At 55.4% G+C, this 15,272-nt stretch carries 12 protein-coding genes; 7 read left to right on the forward strand and 5 right to left on the reverse strand.

Annotation, left to right across the window (positions count from 1 at the left end; all coding sequences use genetic code 11):
- The first annotated feature begins 153 nt into the window (after positions 1-153).
- The 4 genes from AC1Z3F_RS10535 to AC1Z3F_RS10550 all read left to right on the forward strand — a co-directional run bounded on the left by AC1Z3F_RS10535 (position 154) and on the right by AC1Z3F_RS10550 (position 3,177).
- Entirely contained in the window at positions 154-660 is a 507-nt protein-coding gene (locus AC1Z3F_RS10535) for an Lrp/AsnC family transcriptional regulator (protein ID WP_483565665.1), read from the forward strand.
- Positions 661-807: 147 nt separating this feature from the next.
- Entirely contained in the window at positions 808-1,071 is a 264-nt protein-coding gene (locus AC1Z3F_RS10540; protein WP_131089048.1) for a hypothetical protein, read from the forward strand.
- 46 nt (positions 1,072-1,117) lie between these two features.
- The gene (locus AC1Z3F_RS10545) at positions 1,118-2,023 is read left to right on the forward strand and encodes a LysR family transcriptional regulator (RefSeq protein WP_131089049.1); all 906 of its coding nucleotides are present in this window, start codon (positions 1,118-1,120) and stop codon (positions 2,021-2,023) included.
- Between the two features lie 89 nt (positions 2,024-2,112).
- Entirely contained in the window at positions 2,113-3,177 is a 1,065-nt protein-coding gene (locus AC1Z3F_RS10550) for an enoyl-CoA hydratase/isomerase family protein (protein WP_262199425.1), read from the forward strand.
- On the opposite strand, the gene AC1Z3F_RS10555 is transcribed toward AC1Z3F_RS10550, so the two are convergent.
- From AC1Z3F_RS10555 to AC1Z3F_RS10565, 3 genes are read right to left on the reverse strand one after another with little or no spacing between them, the layout of a single operon-like run.
- Positions 3,174-4,940 (reverse strand): FMN-binding glutamate synthase family protein, encoded by a 1,767-nt coding sequence (locus AC1Z3F_RS10555; RefSeq protein WP_131089051.1) that lies wholly within the window; start codon positions 4,938-4,940, stop codon positions 3,174-3,176. The genes AC1Z3F_RS10550 and AC1Z3F_RS10555 overlap by 4 nt on opposite strands.
- 39 nt (positions 4,941-4,979) lie before the next feature.
- Positions 4,980-6,740: an amino acid ABC transporter ATP-binding/permease protein gene (locus AC1Z3F_RS10560; protein ID WP_483565666.1), complete on the reverse strand. Its 1,761-nt coding sequence runs from the start codon at positions 6,738-6,740 to the stop codon at positions 4,980-4,982.
- Complete coding sequence (locus AC1Z3F_RS10565) at positions 6,737-8,479, reverse strand: ABC transporter ATP-binding protein/permease (protein ID WP_483565667.1); 1,743 nt, start codon at positions 8,477-8,479, stop codon at positions 6,737-6,739. Before AC1Z3F_RS10565 ends, AC1Z3F_RS10560 begins: the two co-directional genes overlap by 4 nt.
- A gap of 88 nt (positions 8,480-8,567) precedes the next feature.
- On the opposite strand from AC1Z3F_RS10565, the gene AC1Z3F_RS10570 reads away from it, so the two are divergent.
- Both AC1Z3F_RS10570 and AC1Z3F_RS10575 read left to right on the forward strand, forming a co-directional pair.
- Entirely contained in the window at positions 8,568-9,554 is a 987-nt protein-coding gene (locus AC1Z3F_RS10570; protein WP_483565668.1) for an acyl-CoA thioesterase, read from the forward strand.
- Positions 9,551-10,162, forward strand: a complete 612-nt coding sequence (locus AC1Z3F_RS10575) for a phosphoribosylanthranilate isomerase (RefSeq protein ID WP_131089055.1) — start codon at positions 9,551-9,553, stop codon at positions 10,160-10,162. Before AC1Z3F_RS10570 ends, AC1Z3F_RS10575 begins: the two co-directional genes overlap by 4 nt.
- A gap of 3 nt (positions 10,163-10,165) precedes the next feature.
- Here AC1Z3F_RS10575 and AC1Z3F_RS10580 read toward each other — a convergent pair whose 3' ends face one another.
- Positions 10,166-10,717 carry an acyl-CoA thioesterase gene (locus tag AC1Z3F_RS10580; protein ID WP_131089056.1) on the reverse strand — a complete coding sequence of 184 codons (552 nt, stop codon included), beginning with the start codon at positions 10,715-10,717 and terminating at the stop codon, positions 10,166-10,168.
- Between the two features lie 137 nt (positions 10,718-10,854).
- Here AC1Z3F_RS10580 and AC1Z3F_RS10585 point away from each other — a divergent pair, with 137 nt between their 5' ends.
- Complete coding sequence (locus tag AC1Z3F_RS10585) at positions 10,855-11,454, forward strand: hypothetical protein (RefSeq protein ID WP_131089057.1); 600 nt, start codon at positions 10,855-10,857, stop codon at positions 11,452-11,454.
- 68 nt (positions 11,455-11,522) lie between these two features.
- On the opposite strand, the gene AC1Z3F_RS10590 is transcribed toward AC1Z3F_RS10585, so the two are convergent.
- Positions 11,523-15,041 (reverse strand): bifunctional proline dehydrogenase/L-glutamate gamma-semialdehyde dehydrogenase, encoded by a 3,519-nt coding sequence (locus AC1Z3F_RS10590; RefSeq protein WP_483565669.1) that lies wholly within the window; start codon positions 15,039-15,041, stop codon positions 11,523-11,525.
- Positions 15,042-15,272: the final 231 nt, after the last annotated feature.

Raw genomic sequence — 15,272 nt, forward strand, 5'->3', positions numbered from 1 at the left:
TTTTAACCGGTGGGGCTACTCGCTTCCCCACCGGTGAGTTGAGCGTTCTGCTTGAGTTTGTCTACTGCAACAGATCGTTCACTCACTAATATCCACCCTTTCAAAGCAGGTCGACAGAATTCTTGCTAGGATTTGAGCAGTTTGGTCAAAATAATGCCCCGCAACAACCCCTGGAGTGAGCATATAGTGCGCTTAGACGAAGTAGACCTCAAGGTGCTGCTGTCCTTAATCAAGGACCCGCGTATCCAAATTTCGGAACTTGCTGATGAGGTAGGCATCGCCCGCAATACCGCTCAGTCACGTTTGCGCCGATTGCAGCGTTCAGAAATTCTTCGAGATGGCGGTCGCGATATTGACCTCGGTAAGTTGGGCTACGACGTGCTGGCCTTTGTCACCTTGGAGGTGAGCCACCGTGACCTTGATACGGTCATCACCGCTCTGCGTCAGATCCCGAATGTTTTAGAAATCCATGAGACCTCCGGGCGCGGAGATGTGTGGGTTCGACTCATTGCCACCGACACTCACCAGCTGCAGTCTGCGCTGCGCCAGATCTTGCGCATCAAGGGAGTCACCCGTTCGGAAACCACGTTCGCTTTGCACACTCATCTGGCCTACCGCTCCTCCCCTTTGCTGGAACACTACACCGAACATGATCACTAATAAATGCTCTAGTTCCCACCACCTAAAAGAAATTTAAAACAAGTCTTTAGTTTCCAGATGCGTGGTCCTAGGCTGGTGCTACGAGAAGTCACGAGGAGTATCCCCGGCTTCGAAGGTGGATCCCTCGTATCACCGAAGGAGCGCGCGATGAGCAGGGAATTCGAACCAACAGAATTTGGCACGGAATACGGCAACGATATCTACGAGCCTGATGACGGACGTGACTCTCAGGCCTATGAAGGTTCCAGCGACATGCCAGAGACCATGCGCAATCATGATCCGCTAGCCCAGCGTCAGTACCTCTACGACGATGATCTAGAAACCGAAGATGATCTGGACAACGAATTCTCCAACGACGGTTCCGACGATGATGAAGAAGACGAATCCTTTGAACCTGAGGATGACGACTGACACGGCGGCTAAGCAAAACTTGGGCTAAAGGCCATAGACTTTAGAAGTGATTAATCCAGTTCATCTGCGCACGCTACTCGAAGTAGTGGCGCATCGTTCCTTTGCCACGGCCGCAACCCGCCTAGGCTACACGGCCAGTGCTGTATCTCAGCAGATGACAGCGCTGGAGCGGAGCACCGGCACAACCTTGTTTGTCCGAGGCGCCCGCTCTATCACTCCTACGCCTGGGGCCATGCGCATGGTTCGCCACGCTAAGCGTGTGCTGACAGACCTTGACGCGCTCATGGCCGATGTCGCCACGATCTCCACCGAGGCCACCGACCTTGAAGAGATCAAGCTAGGCATCTTCCCTTCCTTGGCCACTTACGCGTTGCCACAAATCCTGACAGCACGTGACTGGTCCTCGCTAGGAATCAACTTGCGCTTGTGGATCGGTGAACCGCAACAGACCGTTGCCGGTCTAGGCACCGGTGGAGACCTCGACCTCGCGCTGATCTTCCAGGTGGGTCCCGGCGGACTATCGTGGCCTGCATCCCTGGAACGCACATGGCTAGGTGACGACCAATTCCGTGTGGTCATTCCCGCCTCATGGCCTATCGCCGAAGACTCTCAGCTCACCGTTGACCAGTTGGCCGAATGGCCGTGGATCTTCCACCACCCTGGAACCTCGGACGCTACCCTGATCTCCCGGCTGTTCTCTTCGTACAACATCCACCCGCAGGTGGCTGCCTACTGCGATGACTTTAATGCCTCGCTGAGCTTGGTGTCTTCAGGCCTGGGTGCCGCGTTAGTTCCTGACCTTGCCATGGCCAACGCCCCGGAAGGTATTCGTATCGTGGATGCTCCGGAGATCCGTTTGGCACGTTCCATCTTTGCGCTGAAACCAGAGAACTCTAAAAAGCCAAAGGTGGCGCTGGTCTTAGACCGACTAGCCCAGATCTTGGCCCAGTAAAACCCGCGCAGTAAGACCAAGCGCAGTAGAACCTGGCCCTGACCGTTTGGCACCGCACGTGCCTAAGAATTTATCAAGAGAGTCTTTTGATGACTAGCGCTCACAACCAAACCAACAACGGATCTACGGTTCTCTCACATGTTTATGGACCCATTGGGCACATAGAGCTCAACCGCCCCGCTAAGCTCAACGCTCTAACTCTTCAGATGCTCACTGAGCTGACGAGAGTACTGAAAGTATGGGCCGAGGATCCATCGATCCAACTGGTTCTTTTGACGGGGTGCGGCGAGCGGGGTTTCTGTGCTGGCGGGGACATTGCAGATTTCCATCAAGCGATCACTACCGGAAAACATCAGGACTTCATCAACCTGCTGTCTTTGGAGTTTGATCTCGACTATCTTATTTCCACCTATCCCAAGCCACTGATCACCTTGGCTCACGGCATCACGATGGGTGGCGGCGTGGGCTTGGCATCTCATGCGCCGATCCGGCTTGTCACGGCAAGCGCAAAATTGGGGATGCCCGAAGCCAAAATCGGCTACACCCCTGATGTGGGTGGAAGTCATTTGCTGGCCAACTCTCCAGGACACCTAGGGGAATACTTCGCCATGAGCGCTACCTCATTCGCCGGCGCGGATGCAGTCTTCATGGGGTTTGCTGACGTTGTAGTGACCGACTCCTTTGCCGAGAACATCTTGGATGAGCTTGATGAATTCCTCGGACTTTCCGCAGCAGAAATCATCTCAGCTATCGAGGTACTTCATGGGGCGCCCGAGTCTCACGGAGTTGAACAAATCCAAGGCTGGGTTGATCACGCGTTCAGCGCCGATACCCCGCAAGAAGTTATTAGTCGTTTGGAGCAGATGGTGCACCCGGCGGCGGATCAAGCCGCACAGTTGCTGAAAGCTAATTCGCCCTCCAGCATTTGTGCAGCGTTCCATTCGGTGCGAGAGGCCCGCGTTGAACAAGATCTGCGCTCCGCATTAGACCGCGAATTACGCTTGGCACGGTTCTTGATGTATCGGCCTGATCTGGCTGAAGGTATCCGTGCTCAGGTGATAGACAAGGACCGCAACCCGCACTGGTCTCCTACGCTGGTAGGCGAAGTTGACCAGGACGAATTACGGTCCTTGGTGCGTGATTCTCAGCTTTAGCTGTCGACTCCGGGTCGGCCTTCGGGTCGGGTGACGTCCGAATGCACCGGACGAACCTTCGCTGATTCCCTAGGTTCAATACGCGGTGCGCTCACCGCATCATGAGGCTCTCGCACGACGCTGGCTTCAATGCCCACGCCCATTGGTTCTTCGTAATGCAATGGTGCGTGCTCGCCGAAGTGATCTGAGTCCGCTTCCTCCCAGTCTTCCTTCCAAGACCCGGGGGCTTCGTCAAGCAGTTCGCCTGGACGAAGCCAGTGGAACAGCGAAGCATAGGACCTGGTTGACTGTAGGTTGACCCGGCGACGTAGCATTCGGGTATTTAGTTGTGTCGGGCTGGTGAGCCCCATTGATGCCATGATCTGTGCAGATTCAGTAACTGTCAGGTGATGGTAGTTGTAGACGCGGTGCCCTTTATCTTCTACGTCTAAGGCTCGCATCAACCGCTTGTTCTGCGTAGCCACACCCACCGGGCAGTGATTGGTGTGGCATTGCTGAGCTTGGATACAACCGGTGGCCATCATCATTGAACGCGCGGAGAAGGTGAAATCGGCACCTTGAATCAGGCGTTTGATGATGTCAGATCCGTTGGCAATTTTGCCCGCGGCCGCCAATCGGACTTCATCACGTAGTCCCGCACCAACCAACGTATTGTGCACCAGCATCAGCCCCTCGGTGAGCGGTGCGCCAACGTGGTCTTCATACTCAAGCGGAGCTGCACCCGTGCCACCTTCAGCACCGTCCACGGTGATGAAGTCAACCAGGATGCCGGTATCTAGCATGCCCTTACACAGCGCCATGATGTCGGTACGCGAACCAACGCAGAACTTCACTCCGATTGGCTTGCCGCCGCTAAGCTCACGCAGTTTACCGACAAAATGCATTAGTTCTCGTGGAGTCGAGAACTCGGCATGGCTAGCTGGGGAAATGCAATCCACACCCATCGGAACATCACGGGCTTCCGCAATCTCTGCGGTGACCTTTGCTGCCGGAAGCACACCGCCCAATCCGGGCTTGGCACCCTGCGAGAGCTTGATGGTGATGCCCTTGACCTTCTCGTGGTTAGCCTTCTTGGCGAAGGTTTCCGGGTTGAACCGTCCCTCGGGGGTACGGCAGCCAAAGTAACCTGACCCGATCTCCCAGAACAGATCTGCCCCGTACTCCAGGTGGTACTTAGTCAGCCCGCCTTCTCCGGTTTCATGGACAAACTCCCCCATTTCAGCACCCTTGTTCATGGCTAAAACAGCATTAGCTGACAAAGCGCCGAAACTCATCGAGGAGATATTCATCAACGAAATCTCATAGGGCTGAGTACATTGGCTGGAACCAACTTTGACTCTGAACTGACTGGTGGGAGGAGCAACTGGCGCCGCCGAATGAAGCAGGTACTCGTGGCCCAATTCGTTCACATTGCGTTCAGTACCGAAGGCCTTGTGGCTGTCGGCTCCTTTGGCACGCGCATAAATCAGGGAGCGAGTATCACGGTCAAAAGGTTTGCCATCGGTATTGCGCTCGATGAAGTACTGCTGAATTTCTGGGCGGATGAATTCAAAGAGGTAACGCGCGTGCCCCACAATGGGGAAGTTGCGCAAGATCGCATGCTTTTTCTGCACAAGGTCCCGAACTCCAAGCAAGACCAGAAGCCCGGTTAGCGCCACCAAGATCCACCAGACCCATCCTCCAGAGGTACTGGCCAGGATTGCGGTGATCACAAAACCGGTCGCGAGCACACCTAAGAACAGGAGAACCACTATTCGCATCATGGTGCGAGCCTAATAGTTTAGGACGTGATTGTCAGGCATCTACGCAGGGAGGATTCGATCCGCCTCACGAATGGCCATTTGTGCAAACAGCGAGTCTTTCTGCCCCAGCAACAGCCCGGCGTTTCCGCTTTCAGCGACTGCACCATTTTCCAACACCAAGATCTGCTGCGCATGGCCCACAGTTGCCAGTCGGTGGCTTATCATGATGACACTCATTGAGTGCTGACGCCGGCGTTCGATTGCCTGCAACACGAGTTCTTCACTGGCAGTGTCCAATGCACTGGTGGACTCATCAAGAATCAACACCGCAGGTTCACGGACCAGTGCCCGAGCTAATGCCAACCGTTGACGCTGTCCTCCAGAGAGTCTTGAGGACCGATCCCCTAAGCGCGTGTTGAGCCCGGATTTCTGTTGTTGTAGCCAAGTGCTCAGGCCCAACTCTTCGAGTACTTCTTCCAACTTTTCATCACTGATGCCTTCGTGACCCAACAGCAGGTTTTCACGCAATGTTCCGCGAACCATCACTGCCTCCTGGGAGACCAACATGATCTTTTCCCGCAGTTCGCTCAGCGCAGCTTCGGTGATGTCTACACCGCCAAAGGTGATAGACCCGGTGAAGTTCACCGCTCTAACCACAGCGGAAGCAATCGATGATTTCCCTGATCCGCTCTCGCCAACCAGAGCCACCATGCCCCCGGGATTCAGTTCGAGATTTAGCCCGCTGACCACTTGCTGGGACCCGTAGCTGATTGCCACATCGTTGATCTTTAGGGCGCCAGCTTCAGGGAGTTCTTTTGGCTTGGCCACTTCGGCCACTTCGGGCTTTTGGGTGGCTGTGGCATGCAGCCGACGAGCGCTAGCCAGCGAATCCTGGAGTCCAAGCACAAACCCATCAACGGTTCGTACCGCTTCATAGGAAGGCACAGCGGCGCAGCCCAAGATCACCAGAGCACCCAACTGATGTTGGCCGCCCAGGACAATGAACAGGGCCAGCAGACTTCCCCAGATGGTCAGCTGGGTGAGTGTCGCGCGTAGCGCTGTGATGGTGCCGGTGCGTAGGCTGGCAGCCCCTGATTGGCTGGTGCTCTCACGCAGTTTTCTCAGTGTCTCGTTGCCGCCGCGGAAGCTGTGCAGGATTTCTATGCCCCACATCGCTTCATTCATCAGCTGGTTTTGCGCTCCTCTTGCAGAAGCCGTAGTTGCCGAATTGGCCCGTAGTGTGCGCACCCCAATGAGTGGAATGATCAGGCCTATCAGCGTGTAAGCACAAAGTAGGATCAACGCGGGAAGTTCGCCGAAGTAAATCCACGTTGCCCAAGTAGCCAGTGCACTGATCACTACCGCGGCTACCGCTGGCGGTAGCGTGTGCGCGAAGAACACTTCAACCTTGTCGATGTCACTGGTGGCTCGGGCCAATAAGCGTCCGGAATTTTTAGTGGCCGCGTTGTAGGGAGCTTGGCGTTCAAAGGCTGCGTACATCCGCCGCCGTAGACGCGCTAGCGACAGGAACGCTACGCGGTGTCCCACATATTGTTCCAGGTAGCGCAGCACGCCCTTAGCAAGGCCCAGAACCACGATGGATCCTGCCAGCAACCACCAGTTCAAAGAATTGAGCACTTCAATACTGTTCAGGCCCAGCACCTTGCTCAACCCAATGCCGGCAACAACGTAAATGCTCAACGAAGCCAGACGCGTCAGGCACGAGAAAACACTGGCTAACGCCAACGGTGGTACCAGATCCTTAGTGGTACCGATGAGCCAGAAGACTGTGGAGACAGTGCGCTTCTTTTCTTGACTCATGCTTTCCCCTCCCCCAAGGCACGTAGACCTGAAGCCTGTAGCTGCGCGGTGCGCTGCGACAGATCGTTTAATGCGCCTTTGAGATAACCGTCTTGATTCACCAGTTGTTCGCGCGGCCCGGACTGTATAACTCGTCCTTGATCCATGACCACGACGTAGTCAAAATCGGCTAATAGTCCAAGACGATGGGTGACGGTGATGATCGTTGTTGATGAGCCAAGCTCTCTCAGGCTTTGGCCAATATCTGCTTCGCTGTGCACGTCCAAGGCACTGGTGGGTTCATCAAGTAAGAGCACTGGGCGCTGTGCTAACAGGGCACGAGCCAAGGCAAGCCGTTGCGCTTGGCCACCGGAGAGCCGGGCCCCACCTTCACCCAGTGGTTGGTCAAGTCCCAGGGGTTGATCTGCCAGCCATGAGTCCATCCGGACTTGGCTGATCACCGCCCTGAGTTGTTCATCGGTGGCGTTAGGTGCACCTAGTCGCAGGTTCGCAGCTAGGCTCACGCCGAATAGTGTGGCTTGCTGTTCAACCACCGCGGTATTCGCCTTAAGAGTGGCAGGACCCATGGCTTGGCGGCCGTCATGAATGATCCCGGCCGAGGATTGCAGCTGTCCTTGCAACACCCGAATCAGGGTGCTCTTGCCGCTTCCGGAGGGACCCACAATAGCTGTTCGGGATCCGACGGGGAATTGGAGATTAATCTTGTTCAGTGCCAGATCGGCGTTGTTGTAACTCGCGCAGAGATCTTCGATAAACAATCCGTTCTGCGACAGATTGACGGTCAGTGGGTTGGCCATCGAAGGGTGCATCGGAGTGTCTTGAATTTCGGCTAGCTTTTTCTCTGCTGCCCGCCCGGTCATCCCGATGTAGAAGAAACTACCTACGTAGTTCACCGGAGCAAGCATCAAATAGCTGAGAATGATCAGTGCGAATCCCAAACCTGGACTCATGGCCCCTGAACTCGTTCGCCACCAAGCTAGAGCTGCGGAGCTTGCCAAGAGCAACACCGCAAAGCTGGAATCAATGACCAAGAGGATGAGCTGGTTGCGGGCCAAAAGTTTCATGACCTGCTGGCGCACCCGTTCGGTTGCCGACCCAATGGTTTCGCCCATCCAGCTACTGCCACCGTTGAGCTTGAGCATATTTAGTGAGCGAAGTGCATCCAAGAAGGTGGCCGACAAGATTCCTTGAGCCCTGCGGTACTCACCGGCGGATCCGCCAAAGCGCTTCTGGAATCCCAAGACGATGACCGGCACCAAAGCGGTGGGGATCAAAAGCAAAATGGCACTGAGCGGGTCAATAAACAGTGCAATGAACACAAGGATTAAGACGGGAGTGGCCACCGCGGCACTGGCTGGGCCAAGGAAGCTTGAACGGAATTTCACCGAGCGTTCCACCAAATCCATGGCCGAGTGCACCAGCTCTCCCTCGCCGGCCCGTCGAACGGCCAGCGGACCGATGGACAGGTAATGCTTGAGCAGCTTGGAACGATGATAGGCGGTGAGCTGTTGGCTATCGTGCGCAATAACCACAGGGACCAAGAACGTTGATAGTGCCAGGGCAAGTAATTCACCGGCAACCCCGATGTACCAACGTGTGTCTGGGGATTCGCCTCGATAGAACAGGTCAAATCCCTGTCCCAGTAAGATCACCAATCCGGCGGTAGCTGCGGCAGCGAAGATACGCAGAGCCACGACCATTACCGTTGTTGCTGAGAGAATTCCAAAAAGCCTACGCACATCACTATCCTAGGACAGATTCAGGGGCGGATTGCAGGGGCTTTGTCACACATTGCCGCTCAGAGCGCTTGTGAGAGAAACTTGGTGCATGAGCACTTCGGAGCTAAAACAGCGCCCCCATTCCGTTACCCTGCGTTTTCTTGCCGCCCCTACTGACGTTGATGTCAACGGGATGGTTCCAGCGGGCACCGTACTTGAGTGGGTTGACAAGGCCGCTTACGCTGCCGCTGTAGGTTGGTCCACTAGCTATTGCGTCACCGCCTACGTTGGCAATATCCACTTTGCTGATCCGATTCACTCCGGTGATCTTGTAGAAGTAACAGCCTCAGTGGTCTACACCGGAACCAGCTCCATGCACATTCAGACTGAAGTTTCCTTCAGAGATCCACGCGAACTGCGCCCCGTGGCATCGAGTAACTGTCTGGTGATTTTTGTTGCTGTGGATGAATCAGGCAAACCAACCGCGGTGCCTAGTTTCAGCCCGGGCACGGTACGTGAAATAGAACTGCGCGACGACGCGCTGGCACGCATTGAGATCCGTGAACAGATCGTTGCGTCGATGAAAGATCAGCAATACACGGATGCTGGCACCGCCGAACGCGTTACCCTTCGGTTCATGGCAGCACCAACAGACGTGAACTGGGGCGGTAAAGTCCACGGTGGCATCGTGATGAAGTGGATCGATGAGGCTGCCCAGCTTTGCGCTGCCCGTTACTGCCAGCAGGATACTGTTGCTGTTTTCTCCGGTGGCGTGCGTTTTTATCAGCCACTGTTTATTGGACATTTGGTTGAGGTAGAAGCTCGCTTGGTATACACCGGCAGCAAGGGTATGCACGTCGCTGTCCATGTGCGCTCCGGTGACCCGAAATCACGCGAAATGAATCTAACCACTTACTGCCTGACAGTGATGGTCACCCGCGACGAGACGGGAACTGCCGTTCCGGTCAAGCCTTGGGTTCCGGTCAGTGAAGAGGACCGGCGCTTGTGGAAGCACGCTCGTGAGTTGGTGGCCATTCGAGCTAACGCACCTGGCGGTTACACACCAGTGCACCTGGTAGGATCGAGCGCCTCATGAACAATGTAAAACCGTTGGTCAAGGTCTGCGGGCTTTCCACTGCCGAAGATGTTCAGGTAACCATAAGCCACGGCGCAGATGCGATTGGTTTTGTGCTGACTTCTAGCGTTCGGGAAATTGCTCCGCAAGACGCCGCAACTCTTGTTGCACTGGTTCCGAAAGACATTGCCACCGTTGCGGTCTTCCGTTCAGAAGATATCCCTACCGTGGTTCAAAGGGCGAGACAAGCACAGGTGGGCTGGGTTCAGCTTCATGGCCAGCGCACCAAAGAGGACGTGGCTCAGGCCCAGGCTGCTGGGTTTAAGGTCATCCGTGCCGTACGTCGTGATGCCACTGCGGAAGAATTCACTGATTGGGGCGAAGAGCTTTTGCTCATCGATGCCTCCGTGCCAGGCAGTGGTGAAAGTTGGGATTACGCTGCTGTGCGTGAATTGGCTGCTGGACGCAAATGGTTAGTAGCCGGCGGGCTAAGCCCTGCCAATGTTGCCCCGGCGTTGAGAATCTCCGGGGCCACCGGAGCAGATGTTTCTTCTGGTGTTGAATCATCACGCGGCGTCAAAGACCCGTTCCTGATTGCTCAGTTCCTTGACGCCGCGAAAGCTGAATAGTTTCTAGCCCACCCAGTTATGTGGTGCCGGTTTGCGCGAGCCGGGCAGTGCTCCTTGTTCGCGCCACTGGTGCAACCATTCTGGAACTACACGGTCTTCAGGAACATCCAAGCCTACGGCGGCGAGGATTTGCTCGTTGGATACTGCACCCTTGCTTGAGGTCATGCGGGTGGCAATGTAACCGCGGGCGTAGATTTCTCCGTCAACGACAATGCGCTGTTCGAAGTAGATGCACTTGTCATCTAGCCCCAGCAGTTTGGTCTCCTGCGAGAATTTGGTTCCCAAGCGCACAGACTTACGGAAGGTAATGGTTTCGGTCTGAACCACTGGCGTCCATTTGTTCTTGCGCATGATGTCCCAGACCCCGGAGCGGAACATCAGATCAAAACGACCCAAATCAAAGATCGAGAAGTACATTCCGTTATTGATATGCCCAGCAAAGTCGATGTCGGTCAGTGTGGCTCGCATTTGCACGGAGCTGGTATCAAACATGGTGAGCTTGCTGGACTTTTTGCTGTTAACAAAGAGCATAAGAATTCTGAAGATCATGTGCATACCATCACATTACCGCTCAGTAACTTTTCTGCCTAGTCCGCTGTTCTCTGAAATTTCCCTTGGGTACGCTGCACACCCAGCCGCCAGCCATGACGCAGAACAGCGCTTGCACAGCGAGCATTATTAGACTTGACCAAGTGAGCGAAGAAAAACCACTGATTCAACTGCCAGCCCGACTTATTGGAGTCTGGCTCGCCTTGATTGTCGGCATTGCCGGATCCACCTTATTGGCCACAGCGCACTATGTCACTGGCGGAAGCTTGCTGATCATTGTGGCGCTTTGGGTCATCCGTGTTCTGGCCATATCTAGCTTCTGGCTACTGCCTGGTCGCAAGGACACCAAGATCTTCGCCATGGCACTGGTTCTGCTCTCACAGATCTTGGATATCTTGCTGAAGTTACCCGTCTTGGACACTGTCGAATACGGTGACTGGTTCCTGGTTTCCGCGCTTGATCTCACCGGCCAGTTCAGTGGCTACTTCACCGTGTGGGGCTTACTGCTACCAGTGCTCGCCCTGGCCGGTTGGTTTACTTTGCGCTCACGCCAGCTTGCTGGATGGATCATCGGTCTTTTCTCGGCCGTTGGCCTAGGATTCCTCGCGCAGGCAACGGTGACCTCGGATCACGGATCCCTTACTACCTTTGTCTTGGTGAGCATGGCCCGCTATGTAGTACCAGCGGTGCTTGCTGCATTGGCCGATTTCTACATGGCCAAGTACAAGCCCCTCAAGAAATAACGTCCACATAAGACTACGGACGGCATCTGCCTTGGGCAGGTGCCGTCCGTAGTTCTTGTTATGAGCGCTTAGACCAAACCGTCACTGAGGTGGTTTGGCGTACCAAAACGGTGGGCGGTAATAGATACTGCCTGCTCGTGCAGGAATGGCAGTAGCTCTACTCGCCCGGCACCGGTCACTGGCGAAGCGTAGATGGCGACATCTGGCTTGCCGTCGGTTGCCTCGGCAACCGCCTTGATCGATCCACCAATCAAACGGATCCGAGCTGCCGAATCCGGACCGGTCTTCGCCGCAAGCTTGGCAGCCCGAGCAGCAAACTGGTCGCTGGTTTCACGCACCACGGTCACCGAGTGTTCAGCCAGCAAGCCACGAACCTGCGTTGAAAGCTGCGCATCCACCGAGAGGTATACGCGGGAGCCTGCGGTGACGCCGGCAGCAACAACGCGCAAAGCCTCAGCCAAACCATGGCCACTGGTTTCTTGCTCAAAGCGCACGGTGACATCCACCGAGCAGTAGCGGAAAACGTTGCGCTCAGCCTGCAGACCGGAACGGTCCTTGGCCTTGTTGAACTCAGCGTTCCACCAGTACTTGTCACTGCCCAAAGCAGCGGTCAGCCACTGCAGCTGTGACTCATCCAGCTCGGCCGCTGCGAGTAGTCGCTCATCAAAGCGAGACAAAGCAGCGGTGTCCTTCACCGGAGCATCCTTGAAGCTACCCATACCGATCAGGTAATTAGGGCCGCCGGCCTTGGTGCCTGCACCAATAGCGGACTTCTTCCAACCACCAAATGGCTGACGCTGAACGATAGCACCGGTGATGCCACGGTTGACATAGATATTGCCTGCTTGGATGTTATCCATCCAGTAAGCCATCTCGCCACGGTCCAAGGAATGCAGTCCCGAGGTCAGTCCGTAGTCCACCTCGTTGACGATTTCCACTGCCTCTTCCAGAGTCGCCGCGGTCATCACACCAAGAATTGGGCCGAAGTATTCGGTCTTGTGGTATTCGCTGCCACGTTGCACACCGTAGCGCACACCGGGAGAGTAGAGCTTGCCGGAGTCATCCAACTGCTTTGGCTCAACTGCCCAGCGCTCACCGTCTCCCAAGGTGGTCAAACCGCGCTTGAGCTTCTCGCCGGGTTCATCGATCAACGGGCCCATCTGCGATTCAGGGTTCCACGGGTAGCCAACCTTCAGCGACTTGACCGCATCGATCAGCTGGTTGTTAAACCGACGTGAGTCAGCAACCGATCCAACCAGAACTACCAGCGAGGCCGCTGAGCACTTCTGTCCGGCGTGACCAAAAGCCGACTGCACTACATCGCGGGCAGCTAGATCAAGGTCTGCATTTGGGGTAACAATAATGGCATTCTTACCCGAGGTCTCAGCCAACAGTGGCAGGTCCTTGCGGAAAGAACGGAAGAGTTCTGCGGTTTCGTAACCACCGGTGAGGATCAAACGATCTACTCGCTCATCGGAAACCAACTGCTGACCCAACGAACGATCACCCACGAAGACAAGCTGCAGTACATCCTTTGGCACGCCAGCGTCCCACAGGCACTGCACCATAACCGAACCAACACGAGCTGCCTGAGTCGCTGGCTTGATGATCACTGCCGAGCCGGAAGCCAACGCCGAAAGGGTTGAACCTGCAGGAATGGCCATCGGGAAGTTCCATGGTGGAGTCACCACGGTCAGCTTGGATGGTACGTATTCTGCGCCGTCCACTGAGTCCAGTTCGCGGCCAAGCTGCGAGTAGTAGTGGGCAAAGTCGATGGCCTCAGAGATTTCAACGTCACCTTGGTCAATGGTCTTGCCGCACTCGGAGCCAAGAACTTCCAGCAAGGTGGCGCGACGCTCTTCAAAGAGCAGTCCACCGCGGTGCAGGATATCGGCACGCTTTGCTGATCCCAGCGCCTGCCAAGCCTGCGAAGCATCAACACCCATGGCGATGGCTTCATCCAATTCGCCGGCGGCGTTGATGGTGTTCGCCTTGACCAAGTCTTTGCCCAGCGAGGAGTCACGCATCTTGGAGAGAATTTCGCGGCCCCAGGTTCGGTTTTGCAAAAGATCCGGGTCGGTATCCGGGGTGTTGAAGAATTCGGTGGTTCCATCGGCAAAACCAGCAACGCGCTGCGCCAAGGCTGGATCTTCAATGTTTCGGTCCTGTACGCGGTGTGGTGCAGGAACCACATCGGTCAGTGCGTCCAAGGAAGCTAAGAAACGGTTCTTTTCACGTTCAAAAAGCTGTTCATTCTTTGAGAGTTCAAAGACCGCAGACATGAAGTTTTCTTGGCTTGCGCCTTCTTCAAGGCGGCGAATCAGGTAAGCGATTGCAACGTCAAATTCCTGTGGGTGCACTACCGGGGTGTACAGCAGCAGGGAGCCGACTTCTTTACGCACCGCTTCGGCCTGGCCGGTGGCCATGCCAAGGAGCATTTCAAATTCAATGCCGTCCGTGACATTGCGGGACTTGGCCAGTAGCCAAGCTAGGGCAACATCAAAGAGGTTGTGTCCGGCAACGCCGATACGTACGTTCTTCACGTGCTCTGGGCGCAAGGCGTATTCCAGAACGGACTTGTAGCTGGTGTCCGAGTCTTGCTTGCTGTGCCAGGTAGCCAGTGGCCAGCCGTGGATGTCAGCTTCCATGGTTTCCATCGGCAGGTTAGCGCCCTTGACCACGCGCACCTTGATTGGCGCTCCGCCGTCGGCTACACGTGCTGCGGAAAATTCCTGCAGCTGAATCATTGCCGAGAGGGCATCTGGCAAGTAGGCCTGCAAGACGATACCGGCCGGCAAATCTTTAAACTCTGGCTTCGAGAGAATCTTGGTGAAGACCGCAATGGTCAGCTCAAGATCCTTGTACTCTTCCATGTCCAGGTTGATGAATTTTTTCTTAGGGTTGCTGATCGCATGTGCGTACAGCGGGCTGAGCTTTTCAACAATGTGCTCCACCGCTTCATCAAAGGCCCAGTGGTTGTGCGGGGCGACAGTGGAAGAAACCTTGATGGAGACGTAGTCCACGTCATCGCGTTCAAGCAGGGTGGTGGTTCCTTCAAGACGGCGGGCGGCTTCGCCCTCGCCCAAGATGGCCTCGCCCAGCAGGTTCACGTTCAGGTTCACCCCGTCACGCTTGATCTTCTTGATTGCTCCGCCCAGTTTGGCTTCGGACGCGTCAATGATCAGGTGTCCCACCATTTCGCGCAAAACCTTGCGCGCGATAGGAACAACGATTTGAGGCACTACCGGCGCCATGGCTCCACCGAGACCCACGGCCTTGCGCATGTACCAAGGTAGGAAGCTTGGAACCTTTGGTGCCAGCTTCTTCAGGTTGGCTGCGGCAACGTTGAGATCTTCAGGGCGAATAACGCCGTCAACAAATCCCACGGTGAAGTCCAGGCCGTTGGGATCTTTGAGCACACCTGCCAGTCGGGCAGCCGCTGCGTCCACCGGATAGTCGGCTGCTTCGGTGAGCCAACGGCGCACCAAGGCAATAACTTCATCGGCAAGATCTGCCGGTGAGGTGAGCGGATTGCCATCAACATCTACTGCTGCTAGCACGGTGTGCTGGGTGGAGAGAGAAGACACTTATTGGTCCCTTCGATGCAAATTATTTCAGTCTTGGTTCGGCACCGAACGCGTAAGTCGTTATGGCTTTTTTGGCGGGTAGCGATTGCTGTGTTCCCGAACAAATTAGCTGTGTGCAATTTCGAGTATGAACCTAAGTTGCGTTAAGCAAAAGTGAACAAAACCGAAGATATTTGTTCGGGTTTGCTAATGTATCTTTACGCATCTTTTGAAACGCGACCGAACGGCGGA

Source organism: Glutamicibacter sp. MOO4, assembly GCF_056934395.1.